Below are 17,256 nucleotides of genomic sequence, written 5' to 3' on the forward strand. Positions count from 1 at the left end.
TGCCGGTCGGGGCGCCCGGCCGCGGGACTGCGCCGGGAGGTGCGCCGGGGCCCGCGGCGGGAGGGCGGGGGTGTCGCTGGACAGGGGTGGGCTCCTGGGAGGGAACGGTGACGAAGGTGGGGGGAACCGCGAGGCGGCTGCGCGGCGTGAACCACAGGGGGACGACGAGTGACGACCACCGTATCGGCCTATGTTCGGCCCTGTACGACGGATGCACGAATTTCACTCGTACGGGAACGAAAGTGCACGGCTTCCCCTGGTCCGCACGGCGAGATCCACAGAGCGGGCATAAATTCGGATCATGTGGCAGATGCGGGCGAAACGTGCGTCGGCGTACGCGGCGACGGCCGTGCTGACCGCGGTGCTGAGCGCCGTGCTCGGGGCCGGTCCCGCGCTCGCCGCACCCGCGGGGACCGCGGCCCCCGGCGCCCCGCCCGCGGAGCGGGCGAGCACGTCCGCCGGGTTCCCCTCGATCCCCGCCGTCCGTTCCTTCACCCCTGCCGCCGGTACCGCCGCCTTCGTACCGGGCCCCGGCTCGCGCGTGGTGGCGCCCGCCGGGAGCGCCGTGGAGGACGAGGCGCGGCTGCTCGCGCAGGAGCTCAGCCGGCCGTACGTCAGTGGGCCCGCCAAACCGGGGGACATCGCGCTTTCACTCGAACGGAGTAGTGCGGGCCCGGAGTCGTACGAGATGACAAGTTCGGCCGACGGGGTGACAGTACGCGCCGGCACCGACGCCGGGGTCTTCTACGGCACGCGGACCCTCCTCCAGGCGGTCCGTTCCACCGGACGGGTGCCGGCCGGCACCGTCGAGGACCGCCCGGACCGGCCGGAGCGCGGACTGATGATCGACATCGGACGCAAGTACTTCAGCCGTGAGTGGCTGGAGGCCAGGGTCCGCGAGCTGGGCGACCTGAAGTACAACCAGCTCCACCTCCACCTCAGCGACGACCAGGGCTTCCGCGTCCAGAGCGACAGCCACCCCGAGATCGTGTCGCCCCGGCACCTGTCGAAGGAGGACATCCGCGCCGTCGTCGACCTGGCCGCGCAGCGGCACATCACCGTCGTCCCGGAGATCGACAGCCCCGGCCACATGGGTGCCGTGCTCGACGCCCACCCGGACCTCCAGCTGCGTTCCGTGGACGGCACCCCCGTGCGCGGGGCGCTGGACATCTCCCGGCCCGGTGCCGCGGGCGTCGTCGACGACCTGCTCGAGGAGTACGCACCGCTCTTCCCCGGTGCCTACTGGCACGTCGGCGGCGACGAGTACGGACCGCTCGTGACGGACCACCCGGAGACGTCCTTCCCGCAGCTCGCCGCGTACGCGCGTGAGCGCTACGGCCCGGACGCCGGGGTGGCCGACGCGGCGGCCGGCTGGCTCAACGACCGCGCCGCCACCCTGCGATCGCTCGGCAAACGGGTCGAGGCCTGGAACGACGGCTTCTCCGGCGGCGCCCGGGTCGCCGCGGACCCGGACCGGGTGGTCGCCTACTGGTCCAGCAACAAACTGCGCGGACGGCTGCCCGAGGACCTCCTGCGCGAGGGCCGGCAGCTGCTCAACCTCAACTCCTGGTACCTCTACTACGTCCTTGGCGCGCCGGAGAACTTCCCCTACCCCAGCGGGCGGCGCATCTACGAGGAGTGGACCCCGGCCGTCGTCTACCGGGACGGCGCCGTGCCCGCGGCGCTCGCGGGACCGGACCGCATCCTCGGCGCGCGGCTGGCCGTCTGGTGCGACCGGGCGGACGCCCAGACCGAGGACGAGGTCGCGGCCGGCATCCGGATGCCCCTGCGCGCGCTCACCCAGAAGCTCTGGGACCCGGGCCCGCCGGTCCTGAGCTGGCAGGACTTCAGCACCCTCGCCGACCGGGCCGGCTGAGCCGCCGTACCCGGCCGTCCCAGGTGAAGCGGCCGAAGTCCGCCTCCCCCCACAGGAGCGTCTTCGGCCGCTTCTGATTGTTAAAGCGTCAACGCGGCCGAAAATGTCACACCCATCGCCAGGGCGGCCCGACAGGTGTGACGATTCAGTGCGAATCCACGCTGTACAGGATGTCGGCGATTCGAGAGGACGGTGTGGCCAGCAACGGGGGGCGCCACGATCCGCGGGCCGACCGCGACATGGAGCTCGGGGCCGCGGTCGGGCGCGCCCAGGGTGGGGACGAGCACGCCTTCGCGGTGGTCTACCGGCTGGTCCAGCCGCTGCTGCTCGGCTACGTGCGCGGCCTCGTCGGCGACGACGCGGAGGACGTCACCTCCGAGGCCTGGCTCGAAATCGCCCGCGACCTCGGCCGGTTCCGCGGGGACGGGGCGGGCTTCCGGGGCTGGGCGGCGACCATAGCCCGGCACCGGGCCCTGGACCACCTGCGGCGCCAGGACGCCAGGCCCCGCGCCCGTCCCCTCGACCCCGAACTGCTGGACCTCCCCGCGGCCGAGGACACCGCGGACCGCGCACTGGAGGCGCTCGCCACCGAGCGCGCCCTCTCCCTGATCGCCTCGCTCCCGCCCGACCAGGCGGAGGCGGTGCTGCTGCGCGTCGTCGTCGGGCTCGACGGGGTGTCCGCGGCCCGGGTGCTGGGCAAGCGTGCGGGAGCGGTCCGTACGGCGGCGCACCGCGGCCTGAAGCGGCTCTCCCGGCTGCTGTCCTGACCCCTGGTGACCGGCGGGTAGCCGCCCCCGGACGCCCTGCCGGCGCCCATGATGGGGCAGTATGGTGCGCGATTCCGAGGGGGAGGCCCGCACGTGGATTTGGCGACCGCGGTACGCGCGGCGCAAGAGGGGGACGAGGACGGCTTCCGGTTCGTGTACCGAGCGGTGCAGCCGCAACTGCTGCAGTACGTACGCTCGCTGGTCGGCGCGGGGGACGCCGAGGACGTGGCGTCGGAGGCGTGGTTGCAGATAGCGCGCGACCTGCCGGGCTTCCACGGCGACGGGGACGCGGTACGCGGCTGGGCGGCCCGGGTCGCCCGCAACCGGGCGCTGGACCACCTGCGGGCGGTGGGCCGCCGGCCGCTGGCCGCCGCCGGGGTGGAGGAACTGCTCGACCGGCCCGCCGTCTCGGACACCGCCGAGGAGGCGGTCGCCGCGGTGGGCACCGGCGCCGCGCTGGCGGCCATCGCCGCCCTTCCCCAGGACCAGGCCGAGGCCGTGCTGCTGCGCGTCGTGATGGGCCTGGACTCCCGGTCGGCGGCCGAGGTCGTCGGCAAGAGGCCCGGTGCGATGCGCATGGCCACCAGCCGCGGCCTGCGCCGTCTGGCTGAGCTGCTGGATTCCGACGGCGGGTCGTCAAGTGTGACGTTTTCGGCGTCCCGAACGCTTGAGGACATGAGATGAGCGATAACCGAGGACAGGACTGGCTGGACGACGCCACCGCCGAGCGGTTGCTGCGGGGTGCCCACGGTGACGACCCCGCGGAGCGGGCCTGGCGCGACGAGCGCGCCGCCGCCGTGGCCGGGTTGCTGGCCGCCGCCGCGGCTCCCGCGCCCCTCGACCCGGAACGCGAGGAGGCCGCCGTCGCCGCGTTCCGTGCCGCGCGCGGCGACGACGCGCTCACCGGGGGTTCCGCGGGCGTCCGCCTCGGCACGGCCGACGACTGGTCGCCCGGCGCGGGCGCGGTGTCCCGGAGCGGGCGGAGCCGTACGCCCCGTCACTCCAGATCGCTGACGGGCACGTTGATCGCGACCGCCGCGGTGGCCGGGGTGAGCGTGGCGGCCGCCGCCGGCGCGCTGCCGGCCCTGCTCGGCAGCGGTGTCCCGGACCCCGCCCCGGTCCACACCCAGAGCGCGGCGACGGCGGCCTCGGACAGCGGTTCGCCGTCACCCGGCCGCACCGCCCCGCCGACCTCCCGCCCCGGCCCCGGGCCCGGTCACGGCCGCCCGGCGGGCGGTACCGGCGGCACCCAAGGCACCGTCCTCCCCGGCCGGCCGGCCGGGACGCTGTCCTCCATGCCGTCCTCCACGCCGGCCCTGGACCACAGGGCGCTGTGCCGGGCCTACGCCGCGGCCGGCCGGCACCGCAAGGGCGTGGACGAGCAGGCCTACAAGCAGCTGCGCGAGGCGGCGGGCGGCGGCCAGCGCGAGGTCCGCCGCTACTGCGCCGGGCTGCTCGGCTGGAACGGCGGGCACGGGGGGAACGGCGGCAAGGCCGGGAAGGGGGACGAGCGGGGCGACGACGACTCCCGGGAGGGCCGCGGCCGTTGGAAGAACCGTTCCGGCGGACACCACCGCCAGGGTGGCCACGGCTCGCGCGGCACCGCACGGTCCGCCCCGGTCGCACCGTCCGTACCGGCCTCCAAGGCCGCACCGTCCCCACTGTCCGCCCCGGTCGTACCGTCCGACGGGCGGCCGGGACCGCACCGCGGCCACGGCGGCGAGTGACACTTTCCGGCCGCCGCGCGCTCCCATGGACGGGCCGACTGGTCATCGGCCCCGCGGATCCGGGCACTTCCCGTGCCCACGGGTCCGCACCCGAGCGCGGCCGGGCAGCTCTCCCTCCCGGCCGCGCTCCCGGGCGCGGCGGATGCGGCGGGTGCGGGGTGTGACACTTTCGGCCTCCCGGGCGCTTTAACCAGTAGACCGACTGGTCATCGGTCGAGGGGTCGCCCGGTCCCCCCGTATCGGGCCCCCAACGAGGGACGCGGGCGGAGCGCTTTCCCCCCGCTCCGCCCGCGTCCTCACGTGGTGCCGCAGGGGCGGCGGCGTAGGCTCGACGACGTGATCTTCCGGATCGAGCGGCACTGCCCGCTCCCCGCCGCCGAGGCCTGGCGCCGGGTCACCGACTGGGAACGCCATGCGGAGCTGGTGCCGTTCACAGCCGCCGTCGTCACGGGGGAGCGGTCGTTCACGGCACGCACCGGACTCGGGCGGATGGCCGTCGACGACCCCATGGAGATCGTGCGCTGGGAGCCGCCGGACGCGGGCCGTCCCGGGCGGTGCCGGCTGGAGAAGCGCGGCCGGACCGTGCTCGGCTGGGCCGAGATCGAGGTGTGGCCGCGGGAGGCGGGGGGCTCACGCGTGGTGTGGCGCGAGGACCTGAGGGTGCGCCCGCTGCCGGGGGCGTTCGACCGGCCCACCGCGTGGGCCGGCCGGCTGCTGTTCGGGCGGGCGCTGGACGGGCTCCTGGCCCGGGGTCACCAGTAGACGACGACCTTGTCGCCGATCCGCACCTGGTCGAAGAGCGCCGAGATCTTCGCGCGGTCGCGCACGTTGACGCAGCCGTGCGAGGCCCCCGCGTAGCCGCGGGCCGCGAAGTCGGCCGAGTAGTGCACCGCCTGGCCGCCGCTGAAGAACATCGCGTACGGCATGGGCGTGTGGTAGATCGTCGACACGTGGTTCCGGCTCTTGGCGAAGACGCTGAAGGTGCCCTCGCGGGTCGGCGTGTACTGGGAGCCGAAGCGGACGTCCATCGCGGAGACGACCTTGCCGTTCACCACCCAGGCCAGGGTGCGGCTGTTCTTGCTGACGCACAGCACACGGCCGGTCATGCAGCGCGGGTCGAGCTTCGCCACCGGGTTGCTGGTCGGCGGGTACATGGCGCCGTGCGTGGGCTGCCGGGTGACCGAGCGCAGCTTCGCCCAGGTCCTGTCGGTGACGGTGCCCGAGGCGGGCAGCTTGTGACGGGACTGGAAGGCGCGCACCGCGGAGGCGGTGACGTCGCCGTAGTAGCCGGTGGGGTTGCGGCCGAAGAGGCCGAGCTGCTTCAGCCGCGCCTGCAGTTCGCGCACCTTCGCGCTGCTGCTGCCCCGTGCGATCACGACGACCGGCCGGGGGGTGCGGTCGGCCTCCGGCTCCTTCGTGGCGGACGGCGATGCCGTCGGCGAGGGTGAGCCGCTGCCCGGCGCCGTGCCCGGGCTCGTGCTCGGGCTCCCGGAGGGGCTCGCCGTGGGGCCCGCGGTGTCCGGTGCCACGGAGGCCCTGGCGGTGGGCTCGCTCGCCTGGGCCGTACAGCCGGCGAGGAGCGCCCCGGTGAGCAGCGCGGCGGCCGCGGCCGCCGCGCGTGATCTTGTGACGGATATGAGTGCCACTTCGTCCCCCTGGAGATGAGTCGGTACACCCTTTGACTGATTTCCCCGGCATGTAGTTGCACCGGCCCGGTCACGGTTCGCCGCACACTGAGGAAAGGGGGCCGAGTCGCTGGAGGCATGACGCATGGCACGCGAGTCCGAATCCGGTCTGCCGATCGAGCCCGTCTACGGCCCCGACGCCCTGGACGGCTGGGACCCGGGCGAACGGCTCGGTGAGCCGGGCGGCTACCCCTACACCCGCGGTGTCCATCCGACGATGTACACCACCCGGCCTTGGACGATGCGCCAGTACGCGGGCTTCGGCACCGCCGCCGAGTCCAACGCGCGCTACCGGCAGCTGATCGCCCACGGCACCACGGGCCTGTCCGTCGCCTTCGACCTGCCGACCCAGATGGGCCACGACAGCGACGCCCCCCTCGCCCACGGCGAGGTCGGCAAGGTCGGCGTGGCCGTCGACTCGGTCGAGGACATGCGGGTGCTCTTCGACGGCATCCCGCTGGACCGGGTCTCCACCTCGATGACGATCAACGCGCCCGCCGCCCTGCTGCTCCTGATGTACCAGCTGGTCGGCGAGGAGCAGGGGGTGCCCGCGGACCGGCTCACCGGCACGATCCAGAACGACGTGCTCAAGGAGTACATCGCCCGCGGCACGTACATCTTCCCGCCCAAGCCCTCGCTGCGGCTGGTCGCGGACCTCTTCCGCTACTGCCGCGCCGAGATCCCGCGCTGGAACACCATCTCCATCTCCGGCTACCACATGGCCGAGGCCGGCGCCTCGCCCGCGCAGGAGATCGCCTTCACCCTCGCCGACGGCATCGCGTACGTCCGCACCGCCCTCGCCGCGGGCATGGACGTGGACGACTTCGCGCCCCGGCTGTCCTTCTTCTTCGTCTCGCGCACGACGCTGCTGGAGGAGGTCGCCAAGTTCCGTGCCGCCCGCCGCATCTGGGCCCGCGTCATGCGCGAGGAGTTCGGGGCGAGGAACCCCAGGTCGTGGATGCTGCGCTTCCACACCCAGACCGCGGGCGTCCAGCTGACCGCCCAGCAGCCGGAGGTGAACCTGGTGCGGGTGGCCGTCCAGGGGCTGGCGGCGGTGCTGGGCGGCACGCAGTCGCTGCACACCAACTCCTTCGACGAGGCGATCGCGCTCCCCACCGAGAAGTCCGCCCGGCTCGCGCTGCGCACCCAGCAGGTCCTGGCGTACGAGACCGACGTGACGGCGACCGTGGACCCCTTCGCCGGGTCCTACGTCGTGGAGTCGATGACCGACGACCTGGAGGCGGCCGCGCTGGAGCTGATGGCCAAGGTGGAGGAGTTCGGCGGGGCGGTGAGCGCGATCGAACGGGGCTTCCAGAAGGCCGAGATCGAGCGCAACGCCTACCGGATCGCCCTGGAGACCGACTCCGCGGAGCGGGTGGTCGTCGGCGTCAACCGCTTCCAGCTGGGGGAGGAGGAGCCCTACGAGCCGCTGCGCGTCGACCCCGCGATCGAGGAGGCGCAGGTGGCGCGGCTGGCCGCGCTGCGTGCCGGGCGCGACGGGCGGGCCGTGGACTCGGCCTTGTCCGCGCTGCGGAAGGCCGCCGAGGGCACGGAGGACGTCCTGTACCCGATGAGGGACGCGCTCCGTGCCCGGGCCACGGTGGGCGAGGTCTGTGAGGCGCTCCGCGAGGTCTGGGGGACGTACGTCCCCTCGGACGTCTTCTGAGTCACCCGGCGAAGCGGGCGAGCCAGGCGGTGACGCGCTCCGGGTCGCACGTGGCGAGGCCGACGTAGCCGTCCGGGCGGACCACGAACAGGCCCTCGCCGTAGGTGCGGTGGACCGCGCTGCCGGGCCCGGCGCGGTGCGCGCGGGCGAAGCCGGGCAGCGCCGGGGGCGGTTCGGCGCCGACGGCCAGCACCGTGAAGTGGGGGCCGCGCAGGACGTCGAAGAGCCGCCCGCCGCCGGTGAGGGGTGCGTCGGGCGCGCGGTCCCCGGCCCGCAGGGCGTCCTCGGCGAGGCCCTCGCGGGTCTCGGCGGTGAGCGGGCCGTCGCGGTAGCCGAGACCGAGCTGGTGGACCTCGGCGCCCCGCTGGTTCATCGGCCGGCCCCGGCTGATGGTGCTGCGGTGCAGGTGCGTGCTCATGCCGAGGACGTCGGCGGCGACCGGCAGCCGTTCCTGCTCGTAGCTGTCCAGCAGCTTGGCCGCGGCGCCGTGCCGCAGCACCTGGCCGAGTTTCCAGCCGAGGTTGTAGGCGTCCTGGATGCCGGTGTTGAGGCCCTGGCCGCCCGCGGGGGAGTGGATGTGGGCGGCGTCCCCGGCGAGCAGGACCCGGCCCTCCCGGAAGCGCTCGGCCAGGGCGGCGCGCGGCCGGAAGTCGGAGCTCCACGTGACCTTGAGCACGTCGTCGGCCGCCAGGTGGGTGCGCTGTTCGACGGTCTTGCGCACCCCGTCCGGTGAGGTGTCGGGGCGTTCCGCGCCGGCCGGGTACGTCGCGACGAACTGGAAGTCCCGCTCGGTGCCGCCCATCGGGAAGGCGACCGCGCCGGTGTCGTCCGGGCCCCGCCACACGTGGGTGTGCTCGCGGTCCAGGCCGGTCAGCGTCACGTCGGCGACGAGCATCGGGGCGGGGTCGACGGTCTCGCCGTGCATGGCGATGCCCAGGGCCCTGCGCACGGCGCTGCGCCCGCCGTCGGAGGCGACCAGGTACGCCGCCCGCACGCTCGTGCCGTCGGCCAGTTCCGCGGTCACGCCGTCCGCGTCCTGGGTGAGACCGGTGAGTCCGGCGCCGAAGCGGACCGAGCCGCCCAGTTCGCGCAGCCGCGCGTGCAGGATCTCCTGCGTGCGCCACTGGGGGACCATCCACGTCGCGCCGTAGGGGGCGGCGGAGGTGGCGGGCACCCGCTCGAACATCTCCCACTCGTGGACCGGACGGCCGTCCTGCCAGACGCGGCCCTGCGGGTAGGGGCCGCCCGACGCGAGGACGGCGCCGACCACGCCGAGGTCGTCGAGCACCTCCAGCGAGCGGGGCTGCAGGCCCTTGCCCCGTGAGCCGGGGAACAGCCGGTCGGAGCGCTCCACGACGAGCGCGGGCACACCGCGGCGGGCGAGGTCGATGCCGAGGGCGAGTCCGGTGGGGCCGGCCCCGACGATCAGGACACCGGTTTCCTTAACGCTGTTAAGTTCCATGTCCCGAGAGTCCCCTTAACGGTGTTAAATTGTCAAGGGGTGCCGACGGACGGACAGGATGGGCACGTGGCAGCGACGCGACTGGACCGCGACAAGGTGGTGGAGACCGCCCTCGGCCTGCTGAACGAGGAGGGGCTCGAAGGGCTGACCCTGCGCCGGCTCGCCAAGGAGCTCCAGGTGCAGGCACCGGCCCTGTACTGGCACTTCGCCAACAAGCAGGCCCTGCTGGACGCCATGGCCACCCGCATGCTGCGGCAGATGCTGGAGCGCGGCATGGGCCAGGAGGTCCCCGGCTCCGACTGGCGGGACTGGATCGCCACCGCCTGCCGCGGCACGCGTGCGGCCCTGCTGGCCTACCGGGACGGCGCCAAGGTCTTCAGCGGCACGCACCTCACCGACGACAGCCACGCGGGCGCCCTGGAGCGCTACCTGGGTGCCTTCGTCGAGCAGGGCTTCCGCGTCGAGGACGCCCTCAACGCGTGGTTCACCGCGTACACCTTCACCATCGGCTTCGTGATCGAGGAGCAGGCCGTGCAGCCGCTGCCCGGCCGGCGCGACCCGCGCTACGACACCGACGAGCGGCAGGCCCGTCTCGGCGGGGAGTTCCCACTGGTGGGCGAGGCCGGCCGGGAGATGTTCGACCACTACGACGCGCGCTTCGAGACCGGTCTGCGGATCCTCGTCGCGGGCATCGAGCGGACCCTCGCCCCGGACGGCGCGCGGTAGTCACCGCGCGGGCAGCACCGTGCGGCCGTCACCGCACGGGGGCCGGCGCGATCCTCCGCGCCGGCCCCCGTGGCCCTGACGTCCCGCCGTCAGCCGCGGGACGTCACATGCCTGATCCGCCGTGCGACCCTGCGCACGGCCGGGTTGGCCGGCAGGAACGCCAGCTGGGACGGCACCGCCCCCGGGAGCGCCAGCGAGGCCAGCCGGCGCCGCTTGAAGTAGCGCCAGGTGCCGGTGTCCAGGCCGTCCGTCAGGTAGCGGACCGCCTCGTCCCGCAGATGCGCGTACGTCTGGTGCTGCATGCAGTAGCCCACGGCGCGCACCAGCGGCGTCAGGTCCCGCTCGACCCGCTCCGCCGTCGGCGGCCGCCAGGCCTCCGCCGCCTCGCGGTACGTCCGGTCCTCCAGGTCCGGCAGGAGGCGGTCGGCGATCGTGACGGGCACGCGGTTGCTGTTCTGGTACGGCGTCAGCCGGTCCAGCACCAGCTCCGTGCCGACCCGGGCGACCGGCAGCCCGTACAGGGCGGAGGCGGTGAACAGCGCGGTGGAGAAGCAGCCGACGACCAGCCGCGGGCGGGCCCGCAGGAAGAGCACCTCGGCGAGCTCGGACGCCCCGGCCACGGTCAGCTCCGCCCCCAGGGCCTCCGCCTCCCGCTCCAGCCGCCGCGACCAGTGCGCGGGCGCCGTCGGGTGCGGCTTGAAGACCACCGTGCGGTGCCCCGCCGCGACGGCGCCGCGCACCATGCGGACGTGCAGCTCCTCCTCCTCGGCGGCGGTGAGGACGTCCAGCGCCGACAGGTACTGGCCGAGCAGCAGCGCGCCGCCCTGGGGGAGGGGAGCCGGGGCCGCGTCGTGGTCCGCGATCCCCGCCAGGACGCCGGTGAAGGCCTCCGCGGGGACGAGCCCTGCGGGGACGTCGTGCTCCGACAGCAGCAGCGGCCGCAGCCCGGGGACCAGGTCCAGGTGCAGCAGCCGGCCCACCCGGGTCGTGACCAGCGGGTCCAGCTTGTCCCGGGTCGGGCCGTAGACCATGAGGCCGTCGGCGTACACCTCGACGGGCGCGCCCGGGAAGACGTTCACCAGTGCCAGGGCCGGGTCGACGTGCAGGGACTCGACGACCAGCTCGACCTCGTCCTCGCCGAGGTCCCACAGGCGCCGCAGGTGGCGCTCCCACAGAGGCACGTCCTCGGGGCGCGGGGACCAGCCGGAGGGGTGCAGCGGGGCGATCGTGTCGTTCCACGAGAGCACCCGGTCGAAACGGCCGCGCAGCGCCCCGAAGCCCGGTGCCGTGTCCAGCGCCGGCGCGATCTCGGGCACGGCGGCGTTGTTGCTGACCAGCAGCAGCCTGCGGTCGGCCGGGGCGAACAGGCCGGCGTCCATCGCGGCGGCCACCGTGGCGGCGCCGAACAGCGTCGACGCCAGGAACACCTGGGTACGGGGCATCACGCGGCCACCGCCCCGGCGAGGCCGAGGCGCCTGCGTGTCCGGCGCAGCAGCAGGCTGCGCTTCATGTCCATCGAGTCCAGCGCCTCGTTCAGGATCTCCTGCGGCATCTGCTTCAGGGCGGCCGCGCTCATCGCCTTCAGCTTCCGGGCGACCCGGGGCTCGTAGCGGCCCATGGCGCCCAGGTGGTGCGCGATCACCGCGCAGTAGGTGCGCACCGCCTTGGGCAGGAAGCGGTCCGCGTCGGGGTCCGCCGCGGTCTCGGCGAGGACCTGGTCGAAGGAGCGGATGAAGTCCAGCTGGCGGATGTCGCCGATCTGGGTGAGCGAGGTGGCCACCCCGCGCCGGTAGAAGACGCCCAGCAGGCCGACGACCGCGAAGGACTTCGCCTCGCGGTGCAGCCGCCAGATCCACGGCCGGTCCTCGGCGGTGCGCAGCCCGTCGGGGAAGTGCAGCAGGCCCGCGTCGACCAGCCGCCGGTGGTAGATGCCGGCCCAGGCGTACGGGTAGTCCACCGAGGTCGTGCGGTCGGCGGGGAGGATCGCCTCGCGCGGGTCGAGGGCGACCCCGCGGCGGCCGTGCGGCACCCGGGCGACGGTGCGCCTGCGGCCGTGGGAGACGACGTGGTCGGTGCGCACGAAGTCGGTGCCGAGGGTCTCGATGGCCTCCAGCAGCCGGGGCAGGTAGCCCTCGGCCAGCCAGTCGTCGCCGTCGAGGAAGGTCAGGTACTCGCCCCGGGCGGCGTCGATGCCCGTGTTGCGGGCGGTGGCGAGCCCGCCGTTCCTCTCGTGGGAGACGAGTATCGCCCCGGGCAGGTCGGGCAGTGCGCGCTCGAGGATTCCCGGGGTGTCATCCGTTGCGCAGTCGTTCACGAGAATGAACTCGAAATCCGCGCGCGTATTCGCGCGGAGGCTCCTCAACATGTCAGGAGCAAAATCCTGCACGTTGTAGAACGGGACGATGACGGAGAGCTTAACCACGTCGTGCACCCTATGGGGCGGCTCGTCCCCCACCCTGACGCCTTCCCCACCCCAAGGTGAACGGGAGATGGCGGAATCATGAATCCGCCGTCAGGGGCGGCCGATTCCCCATTCGGCGGCGCGTTGTTAACCGTCCGTTGGCGTTGCGTTGGAGACCCGCTCGAAATGCATTCCTAGCGTCTGCGGCGTGCCAGCAAGTACCGCCGACCCGATCAGGGTCACCGTCCTCGCCGACTCGGACACCCGATGGAAATGGGGTGCGCTGACGGCGCGCCGCATCGCCCCGGAGGCGCGGCTCGACGCCCGCCTGCTCCGCGGCCGGGCGACCCCGACCGAGCGCCAGCTCGCCGAGGTCGGCATCCCCGCGGACTCGATGCGCGAGGTCACCGCGGCGCAGTTCCTGGCCGGGACCTCCCGTGACACCGCGGACGTCGTCGTGCTCTCCTGCGTCGGCGGCACCGTCCAGGCCATGCTGCACGGACTCGCCCGCGCCTGGCAGGGCACCCCCCGCCGTCCGGTCGTCGTCACCGGCTACGTCGGGGTCGTCTACGAGAAGCTCGCCGACGGGCTCCTGCTGCGGGCCGGCGCCGACGCCGTGCTCGCCAACAGCGCCCACGACGCGCAGCGCTTCCGCGACGTCTACGAGGGCGTCGGCACCGACGCCGGGACGGTCGTGGAGACCGCCCTGCCCTTCCTGGAGGGCAAGCCCTACGAGCCCTCCGGGGACCGGCCGTTCACCGTGGTCTTCGCCGTCCAGCCCTCCGTGCCGGACAGCCGCAGGGACCGCACGTACCTGCTGGGCCGCGCGGTGGACCACGCGCGCTTCCACCCGGAGCGCGAGGTGCTGGTCAAGCTGCGCAGCAAGCCGGGCGAGCACACCACGCACATCGAGGAACAGCCGTACCAGAAGCTGGTGTCCAAGCTGGACCCGCCGAAGAACCTCAAGCTCGTCTACGGGCACATGGGCGAGGTCCTGGACCGCACCGACCTGCTGGTCACGGTGAGTTCGACGGCCGCGCTGGAGTCCATGCACCGCGGCATCCCCACGGCCGTCCTCACCGACCTCGGGATCCGCGAGGCGCTCGGCAACCACCACTTCCTCGGTTCCGGCGCCTACGCCTCCTGGGACCAGATCGACTCCGGCGAGGTGCCGAGGGTGCACCCCGAGTGGGCCCGCAACCAGGGCATCGCCTCCGACGGCGACCCCTTCCGTGCCGTGCGCGAGCGCGTCACGGACCTGGCCGCCGCCCCTGTGCTCCCGCCGCTGGCGCCGTACTACACGACCACCACCGCGCCCGGTTACCTGCCCGGCGTGCTCGCCCGCCACGGCCTCGACCCGAAGGGCGAGCCGCTGCCCGGCGCCGCGACCGAGCCCACCGAGCCCAGCCCGCTGCGCCGGGCCGTGCGCGACATCGCGCGCAACTCCGCGCGCGCCGCGTACCGCCAGGGCGTGCAGCGCGTCGCGCCCGTGATCCGCAGGTGGGGCCAGCTGTGAACCCGCCCCCCAAGTCGCAAGGAGCCACCATGCCAACGGTGTTGGCCGTCATTCCCGCCCGCGGCGGCTCGAAGGGCGTACCCGGCAAGAACCTCGCACCCGTCGGCGGTGTGCCGCTGGTCGTCCGCGCCGTGCGCGCCTGCCGCGAGGCCGACCTCGTCACCGACGTCGTCGTCTCCACCGACGACCCCGCCATCGCCGACGCGGCCCGCACCGCCGGCGCCGAGGTCGTCCTGCGCCCGGCCGCCATCGCCGGGGACACCGCCACCAGCGAGGCCGCGGTCCTGCACGCGATGGACGCGCACGAGGCGATGACCGGGCGCGGCGCCGACGTGGTGCTGCTCGTCCAGTGCACCAGCCCGTTCATCACCACCGAGGACGTCAACGGCGTGGTCGCCGCGATCGTCGAGGACGGCGCGGACACGGCCGTGACCGTGGCCCCCTTCCACGGCTTCATCTGGCGTGACGCCGCCGACCAGATCGGCGCCGCCGCCGCCGCGGCCGCCGACGAGGCCGCCGAGGGCGGCCGGTCCCGTACGACGGTGGCCGCCGCGACCGGCGGCTACGGCGTCAACCACGACAAGGCCCACCGCCCGCGTCGCCAGGACCGCCCGCAGGACCTGCTGGAGACCGGCGCCGCCTACGCGATGCGCGTCCCGGGCTTCCGCGAGGCGAAGCACCGCTTCTTCGGCCACACCGCGCTGGTGCGGACCGACCCCGCCAAGGTCCTGGAGATCGACGAGCCGGACGACCTGGCCCGCGCCCGCGCCCTGGCCCCGCTGCTCGACCCCGCGACGGAGACCGCCCCCGAGGCGCCGGCGCACCCGACCCGCGACGACATCGACGCGGTCGTGCTCGACTTCGACGGCACCCAGACCGACGACACGGTGCTGGTCGACTCCGAAGGACGCGAGGCCGTCACCGTGCACCGCGGTGACGGCCTCGGGATCGCCGCCCTGCGCGACAACGGCCTGCCCGTCCTGATCCTGTCCACGGAGACCAACCCGGTCGTCGCCGCGCGGGCCCGCAAGCTCAAGGTCCCCGTGCTCCACGGCATCGACCGCAAGGACCTCGCACTCAAGCAGTGGTGCGAGGAGCAAGGAATCGCCCCCGAGCGGGTCCTGTACGTCGGCAACGACGTCAACGACCTCGGCTGCTTCGCGCTCGTCGGCTGGCCCACGGCCGTCGCCAACGCGCACGACATCGTCAAGGACGCCGCCCGCTCCGTCACCGCAATGCCCGGAGGACGCGGAGCTGTCCGCGAGATCGCCTCGTGGATCCTCGGCCCCTCACTTTCCCGAAGGGAACTCTCCCAGTGACCACCACCAACGCCCGCCTTCGTCCGATCGGCGACCGCCTGGTCGGCCCCGGCCAGCCCGTCTACGTCACCGGCGAGATCGGCATCAACCACAACGGCTCCCTCGAGGACGCCTTCGCCCTGATCGACGCGGCCGTGGAGGCCGGCGCCGACGGTGTGAAGTTCCAGAAGCGCACCCCGGAGATCTGCACCCCGCGCGACCAGTGGGACATCGAGCGTGACACCCCCTGGGGCCGCATGACGTACATCGACTACCGCCACAAGGTGGAGTTCGGTGAGGACGAGTACCGCGCGATCGACGAGTACTGCACCAAGAAGGGCATCGACTGGTTCGCCTCCCCGTGGGACGTCCCCTCGGTCGAGTTCCTGGAGAAGTTCGAGAACGTCCGGGTCCACAAGGTCGCCTCGGCCTCGCTCACCGACGACGAGCTGCTGCGCGCCCTGCGCGCCACCGGCAAGACGGTCATCCTCTCGACCGGCATGTCGACCCCGAAGCAGATCCGCCACGCGGTGGAGGTGCTCGGCAGCGAGAACATCATCCTGTGCCACGCCACGTCGACCTACCCGGCGAAGCACGAGGAGCTCAACCTGCGGATGATCAACACCCTGCAGAGCGAGTTCCCGAACGTGCCGGTCGGCTACTCGGGTCACGAGATCGGCCTGCAGACCACCCTCGCGGCCGTCGCCCTGGGCGCCGTCTTCGTCGAGCGTCACATCACCCTCGACCGCGCCAACTGGGGCTCGGACCAGGCCGCTTCCGTCGAGCCGCAGGGTCTGGACCGCCTGGTCCGCGACATCCGCATCATCGAGCAGGCGCTCGGCGACGGTGTCAAGAAGGTCTACGAGGGCGAGCTCGGCCCGATGAAGAAGCTGCGCCGCGTGCCCGGCGTCATCGCCGAGCAGGAGGCGGCGCAGGCGGCCGCCGCGGCCGAGCCGCAGTCGGTGTCGGCCTGATCCATGAGCGACAGCGGCACTCTGGCACTCGTAGAGAGCCCCGTTCAGCTGCTCAACGTGCTGGAGTGGGCGCATGTTCACCCGCCCGCGGTGCCCACGCCGCGGCCCGGGACGGCCACGGCCGTCCCGGGCCCGGTGGCGCCCGGGCGGCCGCTCACCATCGTCGCCCTCGCCCCGCGTGACCCCATGACGCGTGGCCAGCTCCGTCGCATGACGGAGCTGGCGATGGACGAGGGCATCACGGTGCGCTGGTGCGAAGCCCGTTCCTCCCGGGGTTCGCTGTTGCGCACCGCCGTCGAACTGACCCCGGCCCTGCGGGCCGCGGGACGGGTCGTCCTCGGCGACCCCTTCTCCCGGCTGGTGCAGGTGCTCCTGCCGCTCAGCCGGGCGAAGGAGATCACCGTCGTGGACGACGGCACGGCGACCATGGAGTTCACCGAACTCCTCGCCAGGGGTGCCCGGCTCGTCCGCTGGCACCGCAGCGGCCGCCGGCTGTCGCCGGTGGAAGCGGCCTTCGGCGTCTTCGCCTCGGCCGCCCGGCGTCGACTCACCCCAGGCGCCGGGCGGCGGGTCGAGCTGTTCAGCTCGATGCCCGCCTCCCCTCCCCCCGGAATGGCGCTGCGGACCAACCGCTTCGCCTGGACACGGGCACGGTTCGGCCCGCCCACCATCAGTGCCGGCACCGACATCGTGGGCACCTCCCTCGTGGAGACCGGGGTGGTCGACCCCGAGCGCTACCTGGCCGCCGTCGCCGCCCTGACCCGGGCGCACGGTGCCACCCGCTACTTCGCGCACCGCCGGGAGAGCGCCGACAAGCTGCACCGGCTCTCCGCGGAGACCGGGCTGCAGATCGTCCGGCCCGACCTGCCGCTGGAACTGATCGCCCGCCGTGGCCCGATCGGGCACACGGTCCTGAGCTTCCCCTCCACGGTCGTGCACACCCTGCCGCTCGCCCTGGAGGGCACCGGAGTCAAGATCAGGGTCTGCGACGTCGATCCGGAGTGGCTGACCGACCGGGCCTCGCCGCGGGCCCAGAGCTTCCTGTCCGGGATCACCGGCAGCGCCCGCGACCTGCACGGCCTGGCCTCGGTGGCCTCGGGCACGGCCGCCGTCAACTGAGCCCGTCCGGCCGGACGGCCGGACGGACGAGACCGACCC

At 73.7% G+C, this 17,256-nt stretch carries 15 protein-coding genes; 11 read left to right on the plus strand and 4 right to left on the minus strand.

Annotated features, from left to right (window positions below; genetic code table 11):
* Positions 1-310: 310 nt before the first annotated feature.
* From AC1VWI_RS26975 to AC1VWI_RS26995, 5 genes are all read left to right on the plus strand, one after another.
* A complete protein-coding gene (locus AC1VWI_RS26975; RefSeq protein ID WP_499513585.1) occupies positions 311-1,876 on the plus strand; it encodes a beta-N-acetylhexosaminidase in 1,566 nt (521 codons plus the stop codon).
* A gap of 239 nt (positions 1,877-2,115) precedes the next feature.
* Positions 2,116-2,643, plus strand: a complete 528-nt coding sequence (locus tag AC1VWI_RS26980) for an RNA polymerase sigma factor (RefSeq protein WP_499516922.1) — start codon at positions 2,116-2,118, stop codon at positions 2,641-2,643.
* A 51-nt stretch (positions 2,644-2,694) separates the two neighbouring features.
* Positions 2,695-3,327 (plus strand): RNA polymerase sigma factor, encoded by a 633-nt coding sequence (locus AC1VWI_RS26985; protein WP_499516923.1) that lies wholly within the window; start codon positions 2,695-2,697, stop codon positions 3,325-3,327.
* Positions 3,324-4,370: a hypothetical protein gene (locus tag AC1VWI_RS26990; protein WP_499513586.1), complete on the plus strand. Its 1,047-nt coding sequence runs from the start codon at positions 3,324-3,326 to the stop codon at positions 4,368-4,370. Before AC1VWI_RS26985 ends, AC1VWI_RS26990 begins: the two co-directional genes overlap by 4 nt.
* A 336-nt stretch (positions 4,371-4,706) precedes the next feature.
* Positions 4,707-5,132: an SRPBCC family protein gene (locus AC1VWI_RS26995; RefSeq protein WP_499513587.1), complete on the plus strand. Its 426-nt coding sequence runs from the start codon at positions 4,707-4,709 to the stop codon at positions 5,130-5,132.
* Here the strand turns inward: AC1VWI_RS26995 and AC1VWI_RS27000 are convergent.
* Complete coding sequence (locus AC1VWI_RS27000) at positions 5,123-6,016, minus strand: L,D-transpeptidase family protein (RefSeq protein WP_499513588.1); 894 nt, start codon at positions 6,014-6,016, stop codon at positions 5,123-5,125. The genes AC1VWI_RS26995 and AC1VWI_RS27000 overlap by 10 nt on opposite strands.
* A 124-nt stretch (positions 6,017-6,140) precedes the next feature.
* Between AC1VWI_RS27000 and AC1VWI_RS27005 the strand changes: the two genes are divergently transcribed.
* Positions 6,141-7,721, plus strand: coding sequence for an acyl-CoA mutase large subunit family protein (locus tag AC1VWI_RS27005; RefSeq protein ID WP_499513589.1), 1,581 nt, complete (start codon positions 6,141-6,143; stop codon positions 7,719-7,721).
* A 1-nt stretch (position 7,722) separates the two neighbouring features.
* On the opposite strand, the gene AC1VWI_RS27010 is transcribed toward AC1VWI_RS27005, so the two are convergent.
* Positions 7,723-9,183, minus strand: coding sequence for an FAD-dependent monooxygenase (locus AC1VWI_RS27010; protein WP_499513590.1), 1,461 nt, complete (start codon positions 9,181-9,183; stop codon positions 7,723-7,725).
* Positions 9,184-9,249: 66 nt separating this feature from the next.
* Between AC1VWI_RS27010 and AC1VWI_RS27015 the strand changes: the two genes are divergently transcribed.
* The gene (locus tag AC1VWI_RS27015) at positions 9,250-9,909 is read left to right on the plus strand and encodes a TetR/AcrR family transcriptional regulator C-terminal domain-containing protein (RefSeq protein ID WP_499513591.1); all 660 of its coding nucleotides are present in this window, start codon (positions 9,250-9,252) and stop codon (positions 9,907-9,909) included.
* 89 nt (positions 9,910-9,998) lie between these two features.
* On the opposite strand, the gene AC1VWI_RS27020 is transcribed toward AC1VWI_RS27015, so the two are convergent.
* Both AC1VWI_RS27020 and AC1VWI_RS27025 read right to left on the minus strand, forming a co-directional pair.
* A complete protein-coding gene (locus tag AC1VWI_RS27020) occupies positions 9,999-11,351 on the minus strand; it encodes a polysialyltransferase family glycosyltransferase (RefSeq protein WP_499513592.1) in 1,353 nt (450 codons plus the stop codon).
* Positions 11,351-12,331, minus strand: coding sequence for a glycosyltransferase family 2 protein (locus AC1VWI_RS27025; RefSeq protein WP_499513593.1), 981 nt, complete (start codon positions 12,329-12,331; stop codon positions 11,351-11,353). Before AC1VWI_RS27025 ends, AC1VWI_RS27020 begins: the two co-directional genes overlap by 1 nt.
* A gap of 187 nt (positions 12,332-12,518) precedes the next feature.
* Between AC1VWI_RS27025 and AC1VWI_RS27030 the strand changes: the two genes are divergently transcribed.
* Genes AC1VWI_RS27030 through AC1VWI_RS27045 form a run of 4 tightly spaced genes read left to right on the plus strand, consistent with a single transcriptional unit; the run spans position 12,519 to position 17,217 of the window.
* Positions 12,519-13,826 (plus strand): DUF6716 putative glycosyltransferase, encoded by a 1,308-nt coding sequence (locus AC1VWI_RS27030; protein ID WP_499513594.1) that lies wholly within the window; start codon positions 12,519-12,521, stop codon positions 13,824-13,826.
* A 29-nt stretch (positions 13,827-13,855) separates the two neighbouring features.
* A complete protein-coding gene (locus tag AC1VWI_RS27035) occupies positions 13,856-15,145 on the plus strand; it encodes a cytidylyltransferase domain-containing protein (protein WP_499513595.1) in 1,290 nt (429 codons plus the stop codon).
* Positions 15,142-16,098 (plus strand): N-acetylneuraminate synthase family protein, encoded by a 957-nt coding sequence (locus tag AC1VWI_RS27040; RefSeq protein ID WP_499513596.1) that lies wholly within the window; start codon positions 15,142-15,144, stop codon positions 16,096-16,098. Before AC1VWI_RS27035 ends, AC1VWI_RS27040 begins: the two co-directional genes overlap by 4 nt.
* A 3-nt stretch (positions 16,099-16,101) precedes the next feature.
* Entirely contained in the window at positions 16,102-17,217 is a 1,116-nt protein-coding gene (locus AC1VWI_RS27045) for a hypothetical protein (RefSeq protein WP_499513597.1), read from the plus strand.
* Positions 17,218-17,256: the final 39 nt, after the last annotated feature.

The sequence above is a fragment of the Streptomyces sp. TOM-9 genome (assembly GCF_056858595.1).

Coding starts and splice junctions, on each gene's coding strand:
- AC1VWI_RS26975 (WP_499513585.1), top strand. CDS start 311: ATGCGGGCGAAACGTGCGTCGGCGTACGCGGCGACGGCCGTGCTGACC.
- AC1VWI_RS26990 (WP_499513586.1), top strand. CDS start 3,324: ATGAGCGATAACCGAGGACAGGACTGGCTGGACGACGCCACCGCCGAG.
- AC1VWI_RS27020 (WP_499513592.1), bottom strand. CDS start 11,351: ATGCCCCGTACCCAGGTGTTCCTGGCGTCGACGCTGTTCGGCGCCGCC.
- AC1VWI_RS26980 (WP_499516922.1), top strand. CDS start 2,116: ATGGAGCTCGGGGCCGCGGTCGGGCGCGCCCAGGGTGGGGACGAGCAC.
- AC1VWI_RS27010 (WP_499513590.1), bottom strand. CDS start 9,183: ATGGAACTTAACAGCGTTAAGGAAACCGGTGTCCTGATCGTCGGGGCC.
- AC1VWI_RS26985 (WP_499516923.1), top strand. CDS start 2,695: ATGGGGCAGTATGGTGCGCGATTCCGAGGGGGAGGCCCGCACGTGGAT.
- AC1VWI_RS27005 (WP_499513589.1), top strand. CDS start 6,141: ATGGCACGCGAGTCCGAATCCGGTCTGCCGATCGAGCCCGTCTACGGC.
- AC1VWI_RS27035 (WP_499513595.1), top strand. CDS start 13,856: ATGCCAACGGTGTTGGCCGTCATTCCCGCCCGCGGCGGCTCGAAGGGC.
- AC1VWI_RS27045 (WP_499513597.1), top strand. CDS start 16,102: ATGAGCGACAGCGGCACTCTGGCACTCGTAGAGAGCCCCGTTCAGCTG.